Origin of the sequence: Clostridium sp. AF36-4, from assembly GCF_003435975.1 — a bacterium.
Classification (GTDB): domain Bacteria; phylum Bacillota; class Clostridia; order Lachnospirales; family Lachnospiraceae; genus Eubacterium_F.
Map to the genome: position 1 here is coordinate 55,199 of NZ_QTVH01000017.1, position 7,436 is coordinate 62,634.

Annotated in this window: 8 protein-coding genes; 2 read left to right on the forward strand and 6 right to left on the reverse strand. The window is 39.7% G+C overall.

The genetic code is table 11. The features are described 5' to 3' along the window. Position 1: 1 nt before the first annotated feature. The 6 genes from DW005_RS09730 to DW005_RS09755 form a co-directional block, all read right to left on the reverse strand. Positions 2-2,632 (reverse strand): TetM/TetW/TetO/TetS family tetracycline resistance ribosomal protection protein, encoded by a 2,631-nt coding sequence (locus DW005_RS09730; RefSeq protein WP_117479152.1) that lies wholly within the window; start codon positions 2,630-2,632, stop codon positions 2-4. 1,087 nt (positions 2,633-3,719) lie between these two features. Next, complete coding sequence (locus DW005_RS09735) at positions 3,720-4,019, reverse strand: GNAT family N-acetyltransferase (RefSeq protein WP_117479153.1); 300 nt, start codon at positions 4,017-4,019, stop codon at positions 3,720-3,722. Then, positions 4,016-4,618 carry an AAA family ATPase gene (locus DW005_RS09740; protein ID WP_117479157.1) on the reverse strand — a complete coding sequence of 201 codons (603 nt, stop codon included), beginning with the start codon at positions 4,616-4,618 and terminating at the stop codon, positions 4,016-4,018. The genes DW005_RS09735 and DW005_RS09740 overlap by 4 nt, the downstream gene beginning before the upstream one ends. A gap of 205 nt (positions 4,619-4,823) precedes the next feature. Beyond that, on the reverse strand, positions 4,824-5,588 hold the full coding sequence (locus DW005_RS09745; protein ID WP_117479154.1) for a zinc ribbon domain-containing protein: 765 nt from the start codon (positions 5,586-5,588) through the stop codon (positions 4,824-4,826). A gap of 102 nt (positions 5,589-5,690) precedes the next feature. Then, positions 5,691-6,278 carry an HD domain-containing protein gene (locus DW005_RS09750; protein WP_117479155.1) on the reverse strand — a complete coding sequence of 196 codons (588 nt, stop codon included), beginning with the start codon at positions 6,276-6,278 and terminating at the stop codon, positions 5,691-5,693. A gap of 90 nt (positions 6,279-6,368) precedes the next feature. Continuing rightward, complete coding sequence (locus tag DW005_RS09755; RefSeq protein WP_117479156.1) at positions 6,369-6,791, reverse strand: hypothetical protein; 423 nt, start codon at positions 6,789-6,791, stop codon at positions 6,369-6,371. A 135-nt stretch (positions 6,792-6,926) separates the two neighbouring features. On the opposite strand from DW005_RS09755, the gene DW005_RS13845 reads away from it, so the two are divergent. Then, a complete protein-coding gene (locus tag DW005_RS13845) occupies positions 6,927-7,094 on the forward strand; it encodes a hypothetical protein (protein WP_181975018.1) in 168 nt (55 codons plus the stop codon). A gap of 96 nt (positions 7,095-7,190) precedes the next feature. Beyond that, a partial coding sequence (locus DW005_RS09760) for an AraC family transcriptional regulator (protein WP_147324431.1) occupies positions 7,191-7,436 on the forward strand: 246 nt, incomplete at its 3' end.

The window sequence follows — 7,436 nt, forward strand, 5'->3', positions numbered from 1 at the left end:
CTTATTGTTCTTTTAAAATTTCCCGTATCGCCTGCTCCGAGCGTTTCACATCCGATTCAAAATCTCTGGCAGACAAAAGCCTGCACCCGGCTCCGCGAATGATAATCTGCTCCAACCCATCGGATGTCGCAACGGTGATACGATATTTTTTACCATTTTCGTGAGCAAACTTTTCAATGTACTGGTCTGCGGTTTCCGCCTCTTTTGTGTATACCACATGAATGTTATGATAATCCAAAATTTCTGTTTTGTGGTTTGCCACACGGTACGCATCAAACACTAAAATCAACTCACATTTATGAAAACCCTGATAATTACACAGGATATCCATCAGTTTTCCTCTTGCCGCCGCAATGTCGGTTTGCGCCAGCACTTTCAATTCTTCCCATGCAAAGATAATATTATACCCATCAACCAGCAGGTAATTAACATCCGGTATCTGTTTTTTTCTTGGCTTTGACAAACCAACCGGCTTTTCTTTGACAGAACTTACCCGCTTTGCAGAAATTCCTTTGTGTGAAACAACCCCCTGCTTACGATTGGCAAAAGAACTTCTTTCCAAAATGGAATCAATCTCCGACACATCCAGCCATTCCTCTTCCTGCTTTTTCGTCTCTTTTTTCTCTGTCACGTCATTTTCCATTTCAGAAGAATCTCTGTTTGCCCGTTTTGACGTGTCAATATGCATATAGTCAAACACCTGATTCCATGGAACAAAAAATCCGGCACCATGTGCACAGAATACCGAACCACTCGGATTTTTCACATCATGGTCAGCATCGTATTGTTTTGCGGCAATTACTTCATCTGCATTGTGGCACGGACGATATCCTAAAAGCGAGCAGAACAACTGTCCATGTCCTTTTGTGTAGGCGGTGACTTCCTGCGTATAATCCCGCATGGTACTGACAGGAGCTTCTCCGGTAAGAACTGCCATCGGTTGTGCCCCTTCGCCATTTGTCTGCGGTAAATTCTGCTGCAGGGTAAAGCTTCCCGCCATGCGCTCAATATCTGTCATTGCCCGTCCAATTGACGTTTCCGGCACAATAAGTCGGTATTCATAATACGGCTCTAACAAAACCGATTTCGTCTGCATCAGTCCCTGGCGCACGGCACGATAAGTCGCCTCACGGAAATCTCCGCCCTCGGTATGTTTATTATGCGCTCTGCCGGCAATTAATGTAAGTTTTACATCGGTAAGTCCGGCTCCCGTAAGCACACCTTTATGTTCTTTTTCTGCCAAATGCGTCAAAATCAGCCGCTGCCAGTTTTTGTCCAGCTTATCTTCACTGCAGTCTGTCGCAATCTGCACACCGCTCCCCACGGCAAGCGGCTCCATCCACAAGTGAACTTCCGCATAGTGCCGTAACGGCTCATAATGCCCGACACCCTCAACCGGCTCGCAAATCGTCTCTTTGTAAACAATGTTGCCGGTTCCAAATGTGACACAAACACCATACCGCTCCAAAATCCACCGCTTAATAATTTCAATCTGCACTTCTCCCATCACCTGCGCATGAATTTCCTGTAATTCTTCATTCCAGACAATGTGAAGCGCCGGTTCCTCTTCCTCAATCTCACGAAGTTTTGGAAGCATTTTTGCCGGTTCTTCTCCATCCGGAAATAAAATGCGGTAAGTCAGTACCGGCTCCAATACCGGTGCACCGCTGTCAAACTCTGCACCAAGTCCCTCCCCGGGATACGTCTTTGTGAGCCCCGTCAGCGCACAAATCATACCCGGAACTGCTTGTGCCACAGTCTCAAAACGGCTTCCGGAGTACACACGGATTTGATTAATTTTTTCTGTCCACTCACCCTTTTTATCGGACAGTTCCATACGAGGTTTTAACTGCCCTCCGGTCACTTTAACATAAGTGAGTCTGGCTCCCTTATCATCACGCATTATTTTAAACACTTTTGCCCCAAACACCTCATCGTAAGATGGCTCCAAAAGGAGTGTCTGCATTACCTCCAGTAAATGCTTAACGCCTTCCATCCGCAGTGCCGACCCAAACACACAAGGAAAAATCTTTCTCTCGCTGATTTTTTCTGCTATCTGCGAAACTGACACTTCCCCCTCTTCTAAATACTGATTCAGCATTTCTTCTTCGCAAAGAGAAACCTGTTCATAAAATTCTTCACTTTGTAAATCTGAAAAATCTGTCACCGAAGAATTTAGTTTTGCCTGAAGTTCTCCTAAAATAAATTCTTTTTCCGTTCCCGGCTGGTCCATTTTATTTACAAAAATAAAAACCGGAATCTGATATTTTTCCAAAAGTTTCCACAGTGTCTGTGTGTGCCCCTGCACCCCATCCGGTCCGCTAATTACTAACACGGCATAATCAAGAACCTGTAATGTCCTCTCCATCTCCGCTGAAAAATCGATATGCCCCGGCGTATCCAACAACGTCACCTGCATATCCTCCCACGAAAAAACTGCCTGCTTGGAAAAAATCGTGATTCCTCTCTCTTTTTCCATCGCAAATGTATCTAAGTAGGCATCCCCCTTGTCCACACGTCCCGGATTTTTCAACACTCCCGCCTGATACAAAAGGGCTTCTGACAACGTTGTTTTTCCTGCATCTACATGTGCTAACAACCCGATACAAACATTTTTCTTGTCTTTGTTCATATGCAAAAAGCCCCCTTCCTAAGTCATAATGAGTTATTATAACATAAAAAGGGGGGAAGGTCGATATTTTTGTTGAGTAGTTTGTGTCAATTGTTCGTTAGCACTTTTTTGTTTCCCGTAATTCCGTAGAAAAGCTTTGCGTCTCGTAGGCACTCCCGTTTGTTGAGTGCGTAGCGGTATGGGCACTGAAACTACCAGTGCTGCATACCGACGCACTCAAACCCACGAGTCACAAAGTTTTTCTGCGGAATTACTGGAAGCCAAAGGAACCGGCAACGAACAATCGTCACAAAATCATCATTTCAAACTCAGTTTTGTATCAAATAATAAGGTGTATAAAAAAGCAATTGTTGATTACTATACACATGTGTGTTAAACTATCATTAGTGCTACCCTATTCGGTAGGCGGTTCGCCTTCGTCGCAGGAGTATTAGCCTGCGTTTACATAGAAATCCTTTATGGAAATCTCATGAGGAGGATTTGTGCTTATGCTTACAACGGAATTGTTTATAGCCATCATCAGCTTATGTATTACATGCTTTGCTCTTGGTTATACCGTTGGTTCTAAGAGCAATGATAAAACACAAAAATGACCGCCCAGTCCTGAGAAACTTAGCGATCATTTTGCAAAAAAACAATCAGGCTAACCGTCTATCGGTAGCACTTTTTCTATCACTATATTAACATCAAACTAGAATTATGTCAAACATCTATTATCCATCGATATTTTTATTTCAAAATTCCGAATATCATCATACATATAAATTTTTCTACAATAACAATCTTCCTGTTGACCTGATTTCAAAAAACTCCATTTACAGTCATCCCTATTTACGTTTTTATTTGACCTGTTTTCGTTTTTTTCTCATTTAGGTCAACCTTTTCAATTTATTTATTGACTGAAATTAACATTATTACAAAAACAGTCATTTATTTTCATTATTTTTTTGACCTATTTTATTAAAACTCTTTTTACGGTCAACACTTACTCGGAAAATGGTTGACTGCATTTGTAACTTTTTCAAATCCAGTCAACAAATTAGCATCATCATTTTCTTTTTCCCGCAACACGGTCAGTTATAAATACTCATCCTCTTTTCATATACAAAAGCGGATATGGATTTCCCTGCTCATCAAGGTCTGTTCTTTTATAAGCTGCAAATCCCATATGCTCATAAAATCCTACTGCCTGTGGGTTCTGCTCATTCACTGCCACTTCTCGAATTTCATAATTATGAATTCCATATTGCAGCAATTGTCTGCCAATTCCTTTTCCTCTTTCCTTTGGGAAAAGAAAAAGATGCGTTGCACGAACCGACTGCTCCCAAACTTTTATAATATTTGTCAACAATTTAGTTGTTCTTTCGGAAACTTCGTATATTTTCATATTCCGTAACGATACTCCTTTTCGTCTTTTTCATTTGCAGCAATGTGATATCTCTCAATCACCATATCTGCTACTTCATCTGGCGAAAGATTTGTGTTATCAATTTTTATATGATTATCAAATAAGATTTCTCCATCTTTCGTATTCAGTTGATGTCTTTGTGCATCCCTAAGTAAATTCTCTCTACTCCATTTTACATCACGTTTGGATGCCTTTCTTTCCATTCTGTGCGGTGTCAGATTGCGCTCTAAACGAGTCTCTAAATCTGCACTAAGCTCCACAAAATAAAATTTTCCACCGCTTTTTATAAATTGGTTTTCCAAATTTTTTAGATAATCAATTTCTTTCTGTAATTCAAACGCGGCAACATAAGTAAATATCATATCCACATTATGTTTAACTGCCAGCTGAAATGCTTTTTCTCTAATATAATAATTAAATTCCTTCTGTGCAGGTGTAGCAAATCCAAATATCTTATCTGATATTTCAATACTGTCATGATTCATCATCATGTTGTATTTCAGTTTATCTCTCAGACTCTCTGCTACCGTCATTTTTCCAACTGCCTGCGGTCCACATACTATAATTAAGTTCGCCATATTCTTTCCTTTCATCCGGTTATGCTGTTGACCTGATTCCAAAAAACTCCATTTACAGCCACCCATATTTCAATTTTTATATGACCTATTTGATTAAAACCCTTTTTACAGTCAACGCTTATCCATAAAATGATTGACTGTATTTGTTATATTAGCAAATACAGTCAACATTTTCTTTTTCCACAACATGGCTAGCTATAAATACCTATCTTTTCTTATAAAGAATCAGCTCTGGATTTTTTCCTTCTGCCTCATATGTGCAAACCATTATAAAATCCATATTTGCTAAAATACCATAACATCTGGCATCACCAAACTCGGATTCTAACTGATTTCCCAAATATGTTGTCTGGTCGTTTAGGAACTTAACACTTGCACCACTTGGTAATGGGTATGCCAAGTTCACATAGGACCCAACTAATGCATTCAGCCTTTCAACCTTTGGCATCCCTTCAATAGGAAGCTCATTGATTTCTTTAATCAGCTGTTCCTTGAACATTTCAAACTGCCCATCATCGCTAAGCTGTTCATACTTCTTCCAATAATCCAATGTCGGAAGAGTTGCTTTCATATGAGCACGCGCCTGTTCTTCTGTAAAGCCTTGATTTATCATATGCTTTACACACACATCAATCAAATCGTCCATATTGCTGTAGGTATAAGTTCCATCGGCATAACACCACTTACAGTAATTCTCATTCAAAGAGCCATCCCTATCATGACTAACAATTTCATCTTCCAAAGGCATTCCACAGCACTGACAAATCAGTTGTCTGGGAGCACCTAAAAGCGTATTAATTGTAACATTGAATTCCTTTGATAAAAGCTTTAGCGTTTCTGTATTGGGGACAGTTTCACCATTTTCCCAGCGTGAAACTGCCTGTCTTGTAACCATTACCTTCTCAGCTAATTCATCCTGAGATAATCCCTTTTTCGTACGAAGTTCTAATATCACATTTTTTGTTTCCATTGTTTTCACCTCCAATACTAATATCATATCAGCATATTAGCATTTAGAAAAGCAACTTGCTGTTTCCTCACTTCCAAAGTCAACAGACTTTAGCAAAAAACATCAGCGTTTGATATTTCCCTTCTCAATATTTTCTTCGATAATCTGTTTCGTAATTTCATATAGTTTCTCCGAACCAAGGCGTGTTTTATTTTGTCTGCCGTACACCTGCTCTGCGCAGACCTCATGCCTTCGCCAGTCTCCACCATCGTTGCTGTTATTTAACATAAGTGGCTGCAAATTATCCATCGCATGGGCAAACTTCGACTCCGGCGTGGCAAACTCTTCAAATTCGTCGAAAAGTGCCATAAACTCTTCTTTTTGCTCCTCCGGCAAAATAGAAAAAATTCGTTCTTTCGCTGCATCTTCACGGGCTTTCTGCGTCTTTAACGCTTCCTCATCATACGCATAGGTATCCCCCGCATCAATTTCGACAATATCGTGAATCAGACACATAAGCATTACTTTCGCAATATCAACCGGTTCGTTCGCATACTCTTTTAAAAGATACGCCATAATCGCCATATGCCAGGCATGCTCCGCATCATTTTCGTTGCGTCCGTGCCCGGAAAGGTGAGTCTGTCTGAAAATATTTTTTTCTTTGTCAATTTCCAAAGCAAAATCAAGCTGGCGCTTTAATCGTTCCTCCATTACTTAATCCTCCGTTAAATCTTTTATTTTGATACGAAAATAGTACCACTCATTTTTGCTTTCGTCAATTTGGTATAATTTCCTATTTATTTACACTGAAAAATAACTTTCCGGTGGTGCCAAATACAAATGCAGTTCATATTCTCCGCCCTCCTCGGAATAAAAATTATATTCCACATAGGGTCTATTTTTTTCTTTCTCCCAGTTTTTTGTAACCGGAAAAGATTTAATGGCATCTGATGTACGCCCCAGTCGTTTTATCACCTCAAAACTGCCGCCTTTAACACCTGCTTTCTTCGTAAAATGGCTGGCATCCATACAAATACAGCCCTCATTTTCCATGAACATACCTGTTCTTTCCAGCGCAGAATTTCCCCGGAAACTAACTACGATTTTCCCTCGTGGAATCGGATTTACCATTCTTATCTGAGGATATGTCCAGTCATTATCATCCCAGTTACGAAATCCGATATGTGCTGAATCCATCATATGAACCCATTTGCCATTTTCCATGCCATGAAACTGCCTAACATACTGCCAGTCTGCTTGTATTTTCTTTTATAATTGATTATAATTCAAAATATACAAAAAAACTTTCGGTATATTGTTAAAAAACTTTGTAATATTGCTATTTAAGGAGAATATAAAATGATACAAGAATATTCTGACGAAATCACATTTAACTTGATTTCATCCAAACAAAATTATGTAGGTGATTTTTCTAGCAGAAAACGAACAGATGTATTTTACCGGGCAATTTCAGTCAATGGCGCACGCTATGCAGAAAAAACAGGCAGGATATCATTTGCTTGTTGATACTTATTTAATTCAATTACTTTTTTCGTCAATAACCTTTTTTGTTCTTCCGTTTCTGCTCAAACATTCCAGAGCGAACCGATTGTAAAAGAAATTATGGAATACATCAAAACACATTTGCAGGAAGAGATTTCGCTCACCTCACTTTCCGATGCCTTGTCATTGAGCAAATATCACTTATGCCATATTTTCAAAGAGCAAACCGGAACCACCATATACAATCATTTCATTACTACATTTAAAAAACTAACCGGATTCACCCAAAAAAAATACGCTTCTCTTTTTTCGCTAATCATGACCACCAGCTCAGCTGGTGGTTTCCTCTGCGGCTATAAGCCTGTG

Coding starts and splice junctions, on each gene's coding strand:
- DW005_RS13845 (WP_181975018.1), top strand. CDS start 6,927: ATGATACAAGAATATTCTGACGAAATCACATTTAACTTGATTTCATCC.
- DW005_RS09735 (WP_117479153.1), bottom strand. CDS start 4,019: ATGAAAATATACGAAGTTTCCGAAAGAACAACTAAATTGTTGACAAAT.
- DW005_RS09740 (WP_117479157.1), bottom strand. CDS start 4,618: ATGGCGAACTTAATTATAGTATGTGGACCGCAGGCAGTTGGAAAAATG.
- DW005_RS09755 (WP_117479156.1), bottom strand. CDS start 6,791: ATGGAAAATGGCAAATGGGTTCATATGATGGATTCAGCACATATCGGA.
- DW005_RS09750 (WP_117479155.1), bottom strand. CDS start 6,278: ATGGAGGAACGATTAAAGCGCCAGCTTGATTTTGCTTTGGAAATTGAC.
- DW005_RS09730 (WP_117479152.1), bottom strand. CDS start 2,632: ATGAACAAAGACAAGAAAAATGTTTGTATCGGGTTGTTAGCACATGTA.
- DW005_RS09745 (WP_117479154.1), bottom strand. CDS start 5,588: ATGGAAACAAAAAATGTGATATTAGAACTTCGTACGAAAAAGGGATTA.